This is a genomic window from Apolloniradiicaulis salifontis (assembly GCF_053756655.1).
This window is the reverse complement of the sequence record NZ_CM132387.1, coordinates 2,970,272-2,984,174: the sequence shown is the minus strand read 5'-3', so window position 1 is coordinate 2,984,174 and position 13,903 is coordinate 2,970,272. Positions and strand designations below refer to the sequence as shown.

At 67.0% G+C, this 13,903-nt stretch carries 16 protein-coding genes; 9 read left to right on the top strand and 7 right to left on the bottom strand.

Annotated features, from left to right (window positions below; all coding sequences use genetic code 11):
- Positions 1-3: 3 nt before the first annotated feature.
- Complete coding sequence (locus ACWCOP_RS14135) at positions 4-231, bottom strand: hypothetical protein (RefSeq protein ID WP_478248932.1); 228 nt, start codon at positions 229-231, stop codon at positions 4-6.
- Between the two features lie 161 nt (positions 232-392).
- Between ACWCOP_RS14135 and ACWCOP_RS14130 the strand changes: the two genes are divergently transcribed.
- From ACWCOP_RS14130 to ACWCOP_RS14120, 3 genes are all read left to right on the top strand, one after another.
- Positions 393-2,405 carry a transglycosylase domain-containing protein gene (locus ACWCOP_RS14130; RefSeq protein WP_478248931.1) on the top strand — a complete coding sequence of 671 codons (2,013 nt, stop codon included), beginning with the start codon at positions 393-395 and terminating at the stop codon, positions 2,403-2,405.
- 141 nt (positions 2,406-2,546) lie between these two features.
- Positions 2,547-4,067, top strand: a complete 1,521-nt coding sequence (locus ACWCOP_RS14125; protein ID WP_478248930.1) for a hypothetical protein — start codon at positions 2,547-2,549, stop codon at positions 4,065-4,067.
- Between the two features lie 20 nt (positions 4,068-4,087).
- Positions 4,088-4,804 (top strand): NAD-dependent deacylase, encoded by a 717-nt coding sequence (locus ACWCOP_RS14120; protein WP_478248929.1) that lies wholly within the window; start codon positions 4,088-4,090, stop codon positions 4,802-4,804.
- 19 nt (positions 4,805-4,823) lie between these two features.
- On the opposite strand, the gene ACWCOP_RS14115 is transcribed toward ACWCOP_RS14120, so the two are convergent.
- Complete coding sequence (locus tag ACWCOP_RS14115) at positions 4,824-5,252, bottom strand: metallopeptidase family protein (protein ID WP_478248928.1); 429 nt, start codon at positions 5,250-5,252, stop codon at positions 4,824-4,826.
- 100 nt (positions 5,253-5,352) lie between these two features.
- Between ACWCOP_RS14115 and mmcB the strand changes: the two genes are divergently transcribed.
- From mmcB to rplS, 6 genes are all read left to right on the top strand, one after another.
- Positions 5,353-5,820 (top strand): DNA repair putative endonuclease MmcB, encoded by a 468-nt coding sequence (mmcB, locus tag ACWCOP_RS14110; RefSeq protein WP_478248927.1) that lies wholly within the window; start codon positions 5,353-5,355, stop codon positions 5,818-5,820.
- A gap of 92 nt (positions 5,821-5,912) precedes the next feature.
- Entirely contained in the window at positions 5,913-6,593 is a 681-nt protein-coding gene (locus tag ACWCOP_RS14105) for a hypothetical protein (RefSeq protein ID WP_478248926.1), read from the top strand.
- Positions 6,594-6,762: 169 nt separating this feature from the next.
- Positions 6,763-7,062: a hypothetical protein gene (locus tag ACWCOP_RS14100; RefSeq protein WP_478248925.1), complete on the top strand. Its 300-nt coding sequence runs from the start codon at positions 6,763-6,765 to the stop codon at positions 7,060-7,062.
- Between the two features lie 81 nt (positions 7,063-7,143).
- Positions 7,144-7,389, top strand: coding sequence for a hypothetical protein (locus tag ACWCOP_RS14095; RefSeq protein ID WP_478248924.1), 246 nt, complete (start codon positions 7,144-7,146; stop codon positions 7,387-7,389).
- A 212-nt stretch (positions 7,390-7,601) separates the two neighbouring features.
- On the top strand, positions 7,602-8,306 hold the full coding sequence (gene trmD, locus ACWCOP_RS14090) for a tRNA (guanosine(37)-N1)-methyltransferase TrmD (protein WP_478248923.1): 705 nt from the start codon (positions 7,602-7,604) through the stop codon (positions 8,304-8,306).
- Complete coding sequence (gene rplS / locus ACWCOP_RS14085) at positions 8,303-8,728, top strand: 50S ribosomal protein L19 (protein WP_478248922.1); 426 nt, start codon at positions 8,303-8,305, stop codon at positions 8,726-8,728. The genes trmD and rplS overlap by 4 nt, the downstream gene beginning before the upstream one ends.
- A gap of 256 nt (positions 8,729-8,984) precedes the next feature.
- Here rplS and ACWCOP_RS14080 read toward each other — a convergent pair whose 3' ends face one another.
- The 5 genes from ACWCOP_RS14080 to ACWCOP_RS14060 all read right to left on the bottom strand — a co-directional run bounded on the left by ACWCOP_RS14080 (position 8,985) and on the right by ACWCOP_RS14060 (position 13,814).
- Complete coding sequence (locus ACWCOP_RS14080; protein ID WP_478248921.1) at positions 8,985-9,239, bottom strand: hypothetical protein; 255 nt, start codon at positions 9,237-9,239, stop codon at positions 8,985-8,987.
- Between the two features lie 1,017 nt (positions 9,240-10,256).
- On the bottom strand, positions 10,257-11,537 hold the full coding sequence (locus ACWCOP_RS14075; RefSeq protein ID WP_478248920.1) for a polyhydroxyalkanoate depolymerase: 1,281 nt from the start codon (positions 11,535-11,537) through the stop codon (positions 10,257-10,259).
- 51 nt (positions 11,538-11,588) lie between these two features.
- The gene (locus ACWCOP_RS14070; protein WP_478248919.1) at positions 11,589-12,242 is read right to left on the bottom strand and encodes an SCO family protein; all 654 of its coding nucleotides are present in this window, start codon (positions 12,240-12,242) and stop codon (positions 11,589-11,591) included.
- Positions 12,243-12,252: 10 nt separating this feature from the next.
- The gene (locus ACWCOP_RS14065) at positions 12,253-13,050 is read right to left on the bottom strand and encodes an ABC transporter permease (RefSeq protein ID WP_478248918.1); all 798 of its coding nucleotides are present in this window, start codon (positions 13,048-13,050) and stop codon (positions 12,253-12,255) included.
- Positions 13,047-13,814 (bottom strand): ABC transporter ATP-binding protein, encoded by a 768-nt coding sequence (locus tag ACWCOP_RS14060; RefSeq protein WP_478248917.1) that lies wholly within the window; start codon positions 13,812-13,814, stop codon positions 13,047-13,049. The genes ACWCOP_RS14065 and ACWCOP_RS14060 overlap by 4 nt, the downstream gene beginning before the upstream one ends.
- Positions 13,815-13,903: the final 89 nt, after the last annotated feature.

Sequence of the window (13,903 nt, the reverse complement as noted above, 5' to 3'; positions counted from 1 at the left end):
CTGTCAGCGGGATATGCCGCGGCCTGTCGGATCGATGGGATCATCGGCGGGCCCGGGGCCGCCAGGATCGGACGGGGCGCAATAGGGCCAGCCGGGACTGTTCGGGCCGGGGCTGGTGCAGATGGCGTCTTCGCCTGGGTCCAGCACGCAGCCCGACAGGAGGCCGAGGGCGAGAACGGCCCCGGATCCGAACACGGCGGCGCGTATGGATTTGCGGATGATGGCGGTCATGTGCATGGCGTCCCCTCGTCTCGCCCTGTGTCCCGGGCGCTTCATGGGAATGGTCGCGCACCGGCCTCGCCGGGGCAAGGCGCGAATGGCGTTCACACGGACTTAACCGTAATTGCGTCATCACAGGTCCTCCCGTAAACGCCCGCCCGCGAAGGCGACCCATGGCGACCAGCCGCCGCTCCTTCTCCAGAAAGTCCAGGCCGCGTCCGGGTCTGACGCTCCTCCTGCGCGCGGCCGTGCTGAGCGCGGCGATCCTTGTGGTGGGCGGCGGCGCGGCGACGCTGTGGCTGATCGGCACGCTGCCTGACCTTGACGGGCTGGAGCCGGCGCCGCGGGCCGGCGAGGTGGTCCTGCTGGATCGCCATGGCCGCACCATTGCCCGCCGCGGCGAGGTGAGCGCCGAGGCGATCACCGCCGACGCCCTGCCCGCGGGCCTCGTGGAAGCGGTGCTCGCGGTGGAGGACCGGCGCTTCTATTCCCATTTCGGCGTCGATGTTCTGGGCTCCGGCCGGGCGCTGCTGGCCAATATCCGGGCGGGCCGCGTGGTGCAGGGCGGCTCCACCATCACCCAGCAGCTGGCCAAGAACCTCTTTCTCAACTCCGACCGGACCTATAAGCGCAAAGCGCAGGAAATGCTGCTCGCCCTGTGGCTGGAGCGCGAATTCACCAAGGACGAAATCCTCGCCCTGTATCTGAACCGGGTCTATTTCGGCGCGGGCGCCTGGGGGGCGGAAGCCGCCTCGCGGCGCTATTTCGGCAAGCCGGCGGACGAGCTGTCCATCGGCGAGGCGGCGCTGCTGGCGGGGCTTCTCAAGGCGCCGTCGCGCTATGCGCCCACTTCCGACGTGCGCCGCGCGAGCGTCAGGGCGACGGTGGTGCTCGATCTCATGTACGCCACCGGCGCCATCACGGAGGCCGAGCGCATCGCGGCGGCGGAAACCCCGATCCGGGTCTCGCGCGGCGCCTCCAGCCCCGGCGCGGGTTGGTTCGCCGACTGGGTGCTGCCCCAGGTTCGCGAGCTGGCCGGCCTGCGCTCTGGCGATCTTGTTGTGACCACCTCGCTGGATGTGAACGCCCAGCGCGCCGCCGAAGCGGCCCTGAATCTCGGGCTCGCCACGCCCGATCTGGCGCGGGGCGCCCAGGAGGGCGCGGTTGTGGCGCTGGACGCGTCGGGCGGCGTCGTCGCCATGGCGGGGGGCCGCGACTACGCCCGCTCGCCGTTCAACCGCGCGGTGTCCGCGCGCCGCCAGCCGGGATCGGCGTTCAAGCCGTTTGTCTACACCGCCGGCTTTGAAGCCGGACTCGGACCGGATGATGTCTTCATCGACCAGCCATTGAGCTATGGCGACTGGTCGCCGGAGAACTATGGCGGGCGCTATGAAGGCGAAATGACGCTGGAGCGCGCCTTCGCCCGGTCCTCCAACGCGATCGCGGTGCAGGTCGCCGAAGCGGCGGGCCGCGGCTGGGTGCTGCGCACGGCGCGCCGGCTGGGGATTGAAAGCCCGCTTGAAAACACGCGCGCCCTGGCGCTGGGGTCCTATGAGGTCACCCCGCTGGAGCTTGCCGGAGCGTATCTGCCCTTCATGAATGGCGGCCGGTCCGCGCCGCCCTACGCCATCCTCACAATCGAGACTGCAGACGGCGAAATCATCTATGAGCGCCCCGCCGGAGCGTCTGAAAAACTCATCGCCGACCGGGTCCTGGCCCAGCTTGATCAGCTCTTCGCCGCTTCGGTGGACTACGGCACCTCGCGCGCCGCGGCGGTGGCGGGCCGCGAGGTTCGCGGCAAGACCGGCACCACCAACGATAATCGCGACGCCTGGTTCGCCGGCTGGGAAGGCGGGCTGGCCGCAGTCGTCTGGATGGGTAATGACGATTTCTCGCCCACCGAGAACGCGGTTGGCGGCGCCGGCCCGGCGCGCGTCTTCGCCCGCTTCATAGAGGCCGCTCCAGTGTTTCCCGCCGGCCTGGACGCGGTGCTGGTGGGCCGATCAAGGCCGCAATCGCCGGAAGACGACCCCATCGGCGCGCTGCTGGCCGGGCGGGCGGCGGCGCAGGCTGGTGCGGCCGAGCCCTCCCCTGGGCCCGATAGCGCGCCGCAGAGCGATCCTGCGCCCGAGCCGGACTCCGACCCCATCGCCGATCTGCTGGGGCGGATCGGCGGCGGCGCGTGAATTTTTAATCGTCGGGGGTGATGCCGGGCTGTCAAAGCGGATGGAGCCGGGTAGTCTTTGCGTTGATGAAGGGCGGCATGTGCGCCCGAAGGTCATGACGCCGTGAAGACACGCTCGCCAACCAAAAAAAGGGTCCGCCCCATGAAATTTCGCACCTCCGCCTCCCTCGCCGTGCTCGCCGCCGCCCTGACGCTCGCCGCCTGTGGCGGTGATGGCGAGCCGGGCCAGGGTCAGTCCGGCCAGTCGGCCAGCCAGGGCGCGGCGGACAGCGGTGTCGAGGCGCTGGCTGCTCTGGGCCTCGCAGAACCGGGCCGGGCGAGCTGGGGCGACCGGGTGCAGGAGGGCGACAGCTACATCTTCACCGATTTCACCCTCACCACCGAAGAAGGCGTGTTGAACGCGCAGAGGCTCACCCTCACCGATCCGCGCATGAGCGATCAGGGCCCGGTGTTCGAACGCCTCTCCATGAACAGCGGCGCGATCGCCTATGAAGACGGCGAGGCCGGCTTTGACAGCTTCACCATCAACGAGGCCGGGCCGGGCGTGGGTCAGGCGCTGGCCAATCTGTTCAACGGCGAGGGCGGGTTTGACGACATCGCGCTGGAGCAGCAGACCTTTGCATCCATGCGCCTTGAGGCGCTGCGCGTTCTCACCAGCGTGGAGAGCGAGGGCGCGAGCGAGCTTACGATCGCGAGCATCGAGGCCGGCGGCTTTGACGGCGAAGTCCTTGAAAGCTTCTCCCTCGCGGATTTCGCCTATGACGCCGCCGCACCGGAGGGAAACGAAACGGCTGTCACGCTCGACGCCATCGAGGCGTCCGGGGTCCATGCGGCGCTGCTGCGGTCGGGCATGGCCGGCGATGTGGGCCAGGATTCGATGCTGGGCGCGGCGACGTCGAGCTATGATCAGTATGACCGCGTGGCCGTGAACGGCCTCAACGTGGTCTCCGGCGGGCTGCGCATCGCGATGCCGGACTTTGTCGGCGAGGTGGACGAGCGCCGGAACGGAACCTTTGTCTCCACCGCCTCAATGCCGAGCCTCACTCTGGAGGCGAACAGCCGGAGCGAGCAGGGGGCGGGCGTCGCCCAGGCCCTCTCCATGCTGGGCTATGAGACCCTGGCGTTCTCCTTCGCCAGCGAGACCGAATACGATCCGGACGCCGACCGGGTCACCACCACGGGCGAAAACTATCTCGCCATGGAAGACGGTTTCCTGATGAGCTTCGAACAGGATGTCTCCGGCGTGCAGGCCTATACCGAGGCCATGAACGCCTGGATGGCCGAGAACGACGCGGCGGAAGGCGAAACCCCGCCCGCCTCGGTGCTGGCGCCGTTGATGATCCATTCAGGACGCGTGGTGCTTGAGGATCGTTCGCTGCTGGACCGGGCGCTCACCGCCATGGCCGAGCAGCAAGGCACGACGCCGGCGCAGCTGCGCTCGCAGGCGGGCATGTTCGTGGCCATGGGCGCGGCCATGGCCGGTGACGCGGTCCCGGCTCCGCTGATGACCGAGCTCGCCGGCGCCCTCACCAGCTTCGTGGGCCAGGGCGGCGCGATCATCGTGGCGTTCGAGCCTGCAGAGCCGGTCTCCGCCGCGCGCTTCGCCGGCGAGGGCGGGCCCGATCTTTCCGGGATCACCGTGCGTCATGAGCCGGCCGAATAGGCCCTTAAGGGGCGGGGCTCATGAGCACCGGACCGGAAAACATCCTCATCCTCACCGGCGCCGGCGTCAGCGCTGAATCAGGGCTGGGGACGTTTCGCGACACAGGCGGGCTGTGGGCGAAATTCGATCCCATGACGCTCGCGACCCCTGCAGCCTTCAAGGCGGATCCGGAGACGGTGCTGGCGTTCTACAACGCCCGCCGCAAGAACCTTGTCGGCGCGCGGCCCAACGCCGCCCATCTGGCGCTGGCCGAGGCCGAGCAGGCCTGGATGATGGCCGGGCGCGGCGATTTTTTACTGGTCACCCAGAATATCGACGATCTGCATGAGCAGGCCGGATCGGCGAGCCTGCTGCACATGCATGGCGAGCTTCTAAAGACCCGCTGCCAGCTCTGCGGCGCGCTTGAGACCGACACCGGCGACATCACCCCGGGGCGCGGCTGCGCAGGCTGCGGCAAGGCGGCCGGGCTTCGCCCCCACGTGGTGTGGTTCGGCGAAATGCCGCTGGGCCTCGATCAGATCTACCGCGCGCTGGAGGATGTGGACCTGTTCGTCGCCGTGGGCACGTCCGGCACGGTCTATCCCGCCGCCAGCTTTGTGCAGGAGGCCAAGGCCGTGGGCGCCTGGACGGTGGAGCTCACCCTTGAGCCCGGCGAGGTGAGCGAATTGTTTGACGAGCGGATTTACGGCCCGGCCAGCGAAGTGGTGCCGGACTGGGTGGCGAAGAAGCTGGGGTGAGGCGCCTGGAGCGTCCGGGCTAACCCGCAGCATCCTCGATTGCATGCATGTCGTCATCGCTCAGCCCGAAATGGTGGCCGATCTCGTGGACGAGCACGTGGGTGATCAGCTCGGCCAGGGTGACGTCGCCGCGCTCGCACCATTCCAGAAGGATGGGCAGGCGGTAGAGGAAGACATAGTCCGGCTCCGGGCTGGGATCGGCGATGGATTTCCCGGTGAGATCGACGCCGTGATAGAGGCCGGTCAGCTCGTACTCGCTGTCCATTTCAAAATGGTCGAGCACTTCGCGCGGCGCGAAATCGCTGATCTGGATCACCACGTTTCCGCACATTTTGCGAAACGGTTCGGGCAGCTCCGCCCAGGCGGTTTCGGCCAGGGCGAGGAAATCGGCTTCGGACGGCGGGACCGATCCGGCCCAGCTATTCTCTTCGGTCTGTGACGTGCTCATGGCCTTCCTCTAGCAAGCCGGCGCGCCGTTGACGAGAGGGCCGCCAGGCGATGACTCAGAAGACTTGAAAGCGGAACATTATTCGAACAAACTGCCCTCCATGGCGCTTTCAAACCCCTCCTGGCCGGCCGGTCACCCGGCTCGTGCCGACAATCCGGCCCTTGATGATGCGCGCGCGCTCATGCGCGGCGCGTCGCGGCTTTTGCTGGATCTTGGCGTCGCGGCGATCCCCGAATTTGTTCTGCCGTGCGGGCGCCGGGCCGATCTCGCCGGGCTGGGGCGCAAGGGCGAAGTGGTGATCGTGGAGGTCAAATCCGGCGTCGCCGATTTTCGCGCCGACGGGAAATGGCCGGAATATTTCGCCTGGTGCGACCGTTTCTACTTTGCGGTGTCGGAGCGTTTCCCGCGCGACATGCTGCCCGACCAGACAGGGCTGATCATCGCCGACGGGTTCGGCGGCGCGATCGTGCGCCAGAGCCCGGTGCAGACGCTGGCGCCGGCGCGGCGCAAGGCGCTGACCCTGCGCTTTGCGCGCAACGCCGCCGAGCGGGCCCTGCGCGCGCTTTAGGGCTCGCGGTTTTCCCCCAGGTTTCATCTGGGCTTTCGCCCCTGATCTGGCTAGAACTCCCTCGGGAAAGAGGCCATGGGGAGGGGGACGCCATGGACGGTTCAATCGCCTTGCTGACCGTGCTTGGCCTGTCCGCCGGGCTCTCGGCGCTGGCGGGCGGCGGCTTGCGCCTTTTGACGGGCCGCGCTCCGGCGCCGCCCGCCGCCTTCGACGGGCGGGCGGACGGCGCGCCGCTGGCTTCGGCGCTGGCGTTCAGGGGCTTGCGCCATACCGACTTCACCGCCAGCCAGGACCAGGGCAATTTCGGCGAGGCGCTGACCCTCATGGCCATGGCGGCGCGCGGCTGGCGGGTGATCAACGGCAAGGTGGGCGGACCGCAGGGCGTTGACGGCGTGTTCGTGCGCGACGGCGAGGCCGGGCTTGAGGCGGTGCTGATCGAGACCAAGACCGGCTCCAGCCGGTACGCCGAAGCTTCCATGAGCGACGCCAAGCTTCTGGGCGATCTCGATACGCTCTATGTCACCGCGCCCGACGCCGCCCATCAGGCGATCTATGCGGCCATCGCCGCGGGACTGAAATCCGCCTCGCCGCGCATCAGAAAAGAGCTCTGGCGCCACGGGCTGGACACGGGCCGCACCCAGGCGACGCTGCTGGGCCGCGACGGCGAGCGGCTGGCCAAGGGGCGGCTCATGGATCTGCGCACTTTCGCCGAAGCGCTGACCTGTGCCCTGCGCGAGTTTGATCGCACCAGCGTCTATTTCACCAGGCCGTGAGCCGGGCCAACGGGCCCTCGCTCATCAGCAGGCTTCGCAGCGCGCTATGTTCTCGCGAACCCTTTCACCCTGGGCCTGACGTGCGGCGTAACGGGATCGCCCAGCTCACGCAAACTTGCAGTACGAGAATAATGAAGGTATCAAAGATTTCACTCTAGAGGGGTCGGAGATGCTGATAATTGTCGCTGGCCTCGTTCAGGCCGCCGCTCCGGTGACTGTGGAATGCGCGCTTACAGGACGCATGGAGGGGGACATCTTTCAGGAACCGGGCCTTGTCTGCCCCATGGTGGAGCTTGATCCCGAAGGCCTCACTCGCGCGGCGCAGGGCGTGGTGGACGGCCTGGACGAGTCCTATGATCTCAGAAACTTCAGGCCGTTCGACGTGGTGACCAACCTGGTGTTCGAGCATGACGGCGTTGGCTGGCGGTTGCCCGAGCCCGAAAGATTCCTTTTCGCTCATCCACATTAACCGCGTTATGAGGCGGAGCGGGGCTTCAGTGCGCGGTGCGATCTGGCGATCACCTTGAACGCCGCCGGCCGCGCGGAGTCCATGGATATCGCCTGCGAACAGTATCGCCGGACGGACCGCACTCAACCTGGCGGCAGATTTGTGGAGGCCGCGCGCGAAGCTGCAGAACGCCTCGTCTATTTTATGCCGGAGGCGGGCGAGGCCGCGCTGTGCGTTGAAACCACATACGATTTCGTCATCGTCGTTCGTGATTCACTAGAGCGGGAGGTCGAAGCTCTGGAGCGCCCGGTCGACGGCGCGCCAAGGTGTCCGGAAGGGGATGGGTGACTGTCATCGCCGTCCCGTTCAAGGGCGCGGCTCCTGCGTGACTTGCTGGGAGAGGGACGCCTTGCGAAATCACCGCTCCGAACCCTTTCACACGGCCCTGAGCCGCTCCTGAGCCGCTCCTGAACTTCCGGGGGCTGGTATAGCCGGCGCCGGGCGGGCTCTCACCGCCGGCCCTTGCACCAACAGCGCTTCACGCCCATAAGCGCGGCGCCATGAGCTTCACCGCCACAGTCCTTACGCTTTATCCGGACGCATTTCCGGGACCCTTGGGGGTTTCTCTGCTGGAAACCGCCCGCAGGAACGGACTCTGGGCGCTAGAGACGGTGGACATCCGGTCTTTTTCCCGTCATAAGCACGCCTCCGTTGACGACACGCCGGCTGGCGGCGGCCCAGGAATGGTGCTGCGCCCTGACGTGGCGGCGGCGGCGATCGACAGTGTGGACACGCGTTCACGCCCGTTGATCCACTTGACGCCGCGCGGTCGGCCGCTCTCCCAGACCCTGGTCCGGGACTGGGCGGCGGGGCCGGGCGTTGTCGTTTTTTGCGGCCGCTTCGAAGGTCTTGACCAACGGGTCATCGAAGCGCGCAGCATGCAGGAGGTGAGTGTCGGCGACGCCGTGCTCGCCGGGGGCGAAGGCCCGGCCATGGTCCTCATCGAGGCCTGTGTCCGCCTTATTCCGGGTGTGCTCGGCAAGATCGAGAGCACCGAAGACGAAAGTTTTGAAGGGGATTTGCTCGAATACCCCCACTACACCCGTCCGCGGGCGTGGGAGGGGCGGGACATCCCGGAAGTGTTGTTGTCAGGCGATCATGGCCGGATCGCCCGGTGGCGTAAGGAACAGGCCGAAGAAATCACACGTCAGCGCCGCCCCGATCTCTGGGCGAGATATCAGCGGCGCCAAGGAGAAGAGCCATGAACCTGATCCAGCAGCTCGAGCAGGAAGAAGCCGCCCGCGTGCTCGGCGACAAAGTCATCCCGCAGTTCTCCGCCGGCGATACGCTGAGCGTGAACGTGTGGATCCGTGAAGGCGAGCGCCAGCGGGTGCAGCGCTTCGAAGGCGTCTGCATCGCGCGCTCCGGTGGCGGCCTGAACGAGAACTTCACCGTGCGCAAGATCAGCTTCGGCGAAGGCGTCGAGCGCGTGTGGCCGATCCACTCGCCGCTGATCGAATCCATCGAGGTCAAGCGCAAGGGCAAGGTGCGCCGCGCCAAGCTCTACTATCTGCGCGACCGCCGCGGAAAATCCGCCCGGATCGTCGAGCGCACCACCGGCCGCGGCATCGAAGCCCGCCCGCCCAAGGGCCGCAAGCCACAGGCGGACGCGGCCGAAGAAGCCTAGGCTTTCGCTGCATCGCAGTTATGAGAACGCCCGCCGGGACCCCGGCGGGCGTTTTTGCGTTTGGGAGCGGATGTCCTGCCTCGTTTATCGGGGAGGTATCCGGCGGAGCCGGACGGAGGGCGGTGGCGAAGGCCATCAAAGCTTGCTGCTTATCCCCTTCTTCCGGCACAGACCACCCAGGCGGCGACACGCGCCGTGCCGGGTCCCTGCGGTCGCCGTGAAAGCGCGAGGTTTGGACCCGCAGCACCTCCGTGCGTTATGCGCGCCGCTCATCCACACGATGACCATGCTTGATGGCCAGGGCGATAAATCGCAGCACCGGGAACATCGCGCCCGCCATAATGGCCAGCCCGACGCCGCGGCCAGCGTCGACCAGACCGCTGATGATCAGGGCGCCCGCGGCAACGCCAAGGAACGCCGTCAGCCACGCCAGGCGCTGATACCGTAGCCCCTTGTCGCCGACTTCATAGCGGGGTCCGAGAAGCCCGAACGGGCGAATAAAGCTTGACATGCACAGAGCTCCGATCCGTTTTCGTGGGTGCGGAGGGCCGGGTGTTCGGCCCCCGTTCTTCGTTTCAGGTGCCAGTCGTGACCACGCCCACCGCTGCAATCGTGCCGCCTGCAATTGCGCCGGCCGGACCTCCAACGGCGGCGCCGACCATCGCGCCTGCGGCGATGACCTCGACCGCCTGGACTTCGGTAGGGACCTCGTCCCAAAGATCGTTTGCGGCCTCGATCGCATTGCCGATGGCTTCGCCGATACCGGCTCAGTTTACCATGTCGATCTCGTCAATTGAAAGTTCGCGGACACCGTCCTGAAAATCCCGGTTCGCCTGCATGATGATGCTCCTCATTTCTTTTGATACCGACGTGCGCTTATGCATTGAGACACTACAAAAGAACGCCACTGCGGTTTCAAGTTGTTAGCCTCTACGAGAATTCCCTCATATGTCGTATTCGTGAACTCCAATAGTAGAGCCCCGCTCACCTGCTTCTCCCAAGGATGGGGCGGCCCTTGTGGCAAAGTCAGACCCGTTTGCCGTCCGGCCCTGCTCGTGACGAGCGTCGAACGCCAGCGCAGCAGGAAACGAAAGGGACGGGCGTAACGCACAACGCCATGCACCAAGCACCAAAAGCCTCGCCGGCTTATGCCGCGAGGGGGGGAGAGGGAGGCGCGGGGGTCCGGGCCGTATGGGGGTCGGCGAGCAGGGATGGAGCCCGAAGGCTCCCCGCGCCTGATGACGGGTGCGACGCGGGGCCGGCGAACTTACGCCGAACGGGCCGCCGGCCGGTCTTCGGATCGCCTGATCCTGAGGCCGGGCGCCGGATCGCGCCGCCCGCCGCAGCCGGGGCCGTGGCGGGATCGTCACCCTTCGCCGCCCGATCACAGGCGCTGCAGACCGCCCTCTCCGTCGCGGCGAAGTCCGGTCATTATGGCCCCGTCGGAAGGGGGGGCGGACAAGGCGCCGGATAACTCGCCGAATCCGGCTTGGCTGGGCGGCGCTTCGACGGACGCCGGACCGGCCCCCTAAGCCGCCTTCTTCACGGCCTTGCGTCCGGCGTGGCTGCGCATGAAGGCCTTCATCTTCGGGGCGATCTCTTCGCGGAAGCGGCGGCCGTTGAAGACGCCGTAATGGCCCACGCCCGGCTGCACATAGTCCTCGCGCAGGCTGTCGGACAGGGCCGTGCACAAGGTGTGCGCCGCCTGGGTCTGGCCGATGCCGGAGATGTCGTCGTTCTCGCCCTCGACGGTGAGCAGGGCCACGTCGGTGATGGCTTCGGGACGTACGGCGCGGTCGCGCACGGTCATCGTCCCCAGCGCCAGCTTGTGCTCCTGAAACACGTCGGAGATGGTCTGCAGATAGAATTCCTCGGTGAGGTCCATCACCGAGAGATATTCGTCATAGAAGTCGCGATGGCGGTCCGCGCTGTCACCGTCGCCGTCAATCATCTGATTGAAGAAGCGCCAGTGGGCGTCCACGTGGCGATCATAATTCATGTTGATGAAGCCGGTCAGCTGCAGGAAGCCGGGATATACGCGCCGCATTCCGCCGGGATACACCGCCGGGACGGTGTGGATCAGATTGTCCCGGAACCATTCAAACGGGCGTTCTTCGGACAGCTTGTTCGGCACGGTGGGCGATTTGCGCGTGTCGATGGGCGAGCCCATGAAGGTCATGCTGGCCGGGCGACGCGGATCGCCGTCCTCGGCCATGAGCGCAACGGCGGCCAGGGTCGGCGGACCCGGCTGGCACACGGCGACGACGTGCACGTCCTCGCCCAGCGCCGTGATCATCTCGCGCACATACTCGACAAAGTCGTCCAGATCGAAGCGGCCCTCGTGCACCGGCACGTGGCGCGCATCGGCCCAGTCGGTGATGTAGACCTCGGAGTCCGGCAGGAAGGCCTCCACCGTGCCGCGTAGAAGCGTGGCGTGGTGGCCGGACATGGGCGCCACGAACAGCACCTTGGGGTCCTTGATCTCGCTGGCCTTCACGCCGCGGGCGCGCGCCAGGGCGGCGCGGTCGCGCTTGAAGTGCAGAAGCTGGCAGAACGGCTTTTCCCAGACGGTTTCGATCTCGGTCTCGACGGGGTTTCCGTCCAGATCAAAGGGCGAGATGTTCCATTCCGGCTTGCCGTAATAGCGCGTCAGGCTCTCAAACAGGTCCGCCGCCGCCGCCGTCGTGCGGCCGGCCAGCGTGTCGCCGGCCGGATTGAGCGGGCTTCGCAGACTGCGCCGCGTGGCGTTCGCCGCGGCGCGCCAGGGCAGCATGGCCGCCCGGGTCATTTCCATGAAGGAATACAGCATCAAAAAAACCTCTCGTCCGCGCGCATTTGCGCTGCAGGCCGCCTTGTTAGATCACGATTGTGCGGGATTTTCCTCTAGAAATTGTTGCAGTCGCGAAGCGAGCTGGTCGGGACTGGTCCCGTGAGGGAAGACATCGGCGAACGCTCCGTCCTGATCCATAAGGAAAATCAGCGAGCTATGGTCCACCGTATAGGCGCTGCTGACCCCGTCGTCCTCGATGCGGGCGTAGAACACACGATAGGCCCGCGCCGCCTCGCGCACCTGCTCGGCGCTCCCCGTCAGTCCCACAAGGCCTTCGGGGAAGGCGTCGGCCCGGACATAGTCGGCGAGCGCCTGGGGCGTGTCGCGCTCCGGATCGACGGTGATCAGGATGGGCTGAAACGCGGCGCGCTGGTCTTCGTCAAGTCTCGCCAGCGCCGCATCCATGACCTGCAGCGACAGGGGGCACACGTCGGGGCAGTAGGTGAAGCCGAAATAGATCAGCATCGCCTTGCCGCGATAGGTTTCATTGGTGACGGTCTCGCCGTCCTGATTGACCAGGGTGAAAGGCCCGCCGATCTGCGCCTCGCCCGACACCCTCACGGCGCCGGAGCGCGGACCCGCATCCCCGCTTCGCGAAACCACGGCCGCGGCGAGCGCGCCGCCCAGAATCACCGCCGCGCCAAGGGCGATGGCGGGAAACAGCCAGACTGGACGATTGGACAAAGCGTCGCTCCTATTCTCCGATCTGCGTCAGCGCGCCGCGATCGCGCGACGCCCTCAGCAGTTTAGCAAAAACCAGGACGCCGCCGCCAAGCCAGAGAACGTTCAGGCCGAACGCCCAGGCCAGATGCGCGACGTCCAGCACGCCCTCGGTCACCAGGGCGCGCAGACCCTCGAATATATGGGCGGGCGGCAGGGCGAGCGCCACCGGCTCCAGCATGTCCGGCAGGACCGAGACCGGATAATACACCGCGCAGAAGGGCGTGATGCCGAACATCAGCGCCCATGGCATGTCCTGGGCGCCTTGGCCGTAGCGGGTGACGAGCCCGGCGGCCACCAGCGAGATCGACCAGCCGAACGCCACCAGGTTGAGCACGAAGAGCGGCAAAGCCAGGCCCACCGTGAAGATGTTGAAATCGAAAAAGAACGCCGCCACCAGCACCGCCGGAATCATGGCCAGCGTGGTCTTCATCACCGAAACCACCATGAGGCTGGTGATGAGCTCCTGCGGCGACAGGGGCGACACCAGAAGATTGCCCAGATTGCGCGACCAGATCTCCTCCATATAGGCCAGAGACAGGCCCAGCTGGCTACGCCAGGTCACGTCCCACAACAGCACCGCGCCCAGCACCGCGGCGAGCACCGCCATGCCGGGACTGTCCACCTCGGTGAAGACGTGAAGCTGGATGAGACCCCAGATCGAGATCTGCACCAGCGGCCAGTAGAACAGGTCCACCAGGCGCGGCCAGGATCCGGCGGTCAGCACCCATTGGCGCTCCACCAGGGCGTGGATGCGGTTCAACGCGCTCACGCCGCGCCCTCCTCTTCGGGGCGCCGGGCGACGTCGAGGAACACTTCCTCCAGCGTGGCGCGGCCGTATTTCTCCAGCAGCGTGCGGGGCTCGGAATCGTCGACGATGCGCCCGGTCTTCATCATCAGGACCCGGTCGGCCAGGCGCTCCACCTCACCCATATTATGGCTCGCCATGAGGATCGCCGCCCCGGTGCGCATCCGCCACGCCTCCAGCTCGCTGCGCACCCAGTCGGCGCTGTCTGGATCCAGCGACGCGGTGGGTTCGTCCAGAAGCAGCAAATCGGGATCATTGATCAGCGCCTTGGCGAGCCCCACCCGCGTCGCCTGGCCGGCCGAAAGCGAACCGGTGGCCCGGCCCAGATACGGCGTCAGGCGCAGGCGCTCGGCGATGGCCTCGGCGGCCTCTTTGGGGCGGGCCACGCCGTAAAGCCTGGCGTAGACCATGAGATTGCGCCGCACGGTCAGGCGTTTGGGCAGGTCCACATAGGGGCTCTGGAAATTCATCCGCGCCCGCGCTTTTGCGCCGTCGCGTGAGATGTCGTGGCCAAGGACGCGGATCACCCCGGCGCTGGGACGCGTCAGGCCCAGCATCATGGCGAGCGTTGTGGTCTTGCCTGCGCCGTTGCCGCCCAGCAGGGCGGTGGTGGCGCCGCGCGCCAGGGTGAAGCTGACCCTGTTCACGGCCGTGACACCGCCATACATCTTGGTCAGACCCTCCACCTGCGCGGCGGGCGCGGCCATCGGTCCGGTTGACGGGTCCATGCGGCGTCGTCCTCCTGTGGGCGGGCCGTGAACATGGTGGCGTCCGGCCGCTCTGTCGAGCCGCCACGACGGCGCCGGGCCCGAACCCG

Bases quoted from the DNA above. Each gene is read 5' to 3' on its own strand.
- ACWCOP_RS14135 (WP_478248932.1), bottom strand. From the start codon at position 231: ATGACCGCCATCATCCGCAAATCCATACGCGCCGCCGTGTTCGGATCC.
- ACWCOP_RS14130 (WP_478248931.1), top strand. From the start codon at position 393: ATGGCGACCAGCCGCCGCTCCTTCTCCAGAAAGTCCAGGCCGCGTCCG.
- ACWCOP_RS14125 (WP_478248930.1), top strand. From the start codon at position 2,547: ATGAAATTTCGCACCTCCGCCTCCCTCGCCGTGCTCGCCGCCGCCCTG.
- ACWCOP_RS14120 (WP_478248929.1), top strand. From the start codon at position 4,088: ATGAGCACCGGACCGGAAAACATCCTCATCCTCACCGGCGCCGGCGTC.
- ACWCOP_RS14115 (WP_478248928.1), bottom strand. From the start codon at position 5,252: ATGAGCACGTCACAGACCGAAGAGAATAGCTGGGCCGGATCGGTCCCG.
- mmcB (WP_478248927.1), top strand. From the start codon at position 5,353: ATGGCGCTTTCAAACCCCTCCTGGCCGGCCGGTCACCCGGCTCGTGCC.
- ACWCOP_RS14105 (WP_478248926.1), top strand. From the start codon at position 5,913: ATGGACGGTTCAATCGCCTTGCTGACCGTGCTTGGCCTGTCCGCCGGG.
- ACWCOP_RS14100 (WP_478248925.1), top strand. From the start codon at position 6,763: ATGCTGATAATTGTCGCTGGCCTCGTTCAGGCCGCCGCTCCGGTGACT.
- ACWCOP_RS14095 (WP_478248924.1), top strand. From the start codon at position 7,144: ATGGATATCGCCTGCGAACAGTATCGCCGGACGGACCGCACTCAACCT.
- trmD (WP_478248923.1), top strand. From the start codon at position 7,602: ATGAGCTTCACCGCCACAGTCCTTACGCTTTATCCGGACGCATTTCCG.
- rplS (WP_478248922.1), top strand. From the start codon at position 8,303: ATGAACCTGATCCAGCAGCTCGAGCAGGAAGAAGCCGCCCGCGTGCTC.
- ACWCOP_RS14080 (WP_478248921.1), bottom strand. From the start codon at position 9,239: ATGTCAAGCTTTATTCGCCCGTTCGGGCTTCTCGGACCCCGCTATGAA.
- ACWCOP_RS14075 (WP_478248920.1), bottom strand. From the start codon at position 11,537: ATGCTGTATTCCTTCATGGAAATGACCCGGGCGGCCATGCTGCCCTGG.
- ACWCOP_RS14060 (WP_478248917.1), bottom strand. From the start codon at position 13,814: ATGGACCCGTCAACCGGACCGATGGCCGCGCCCGCCGCGCAGGTGGAG.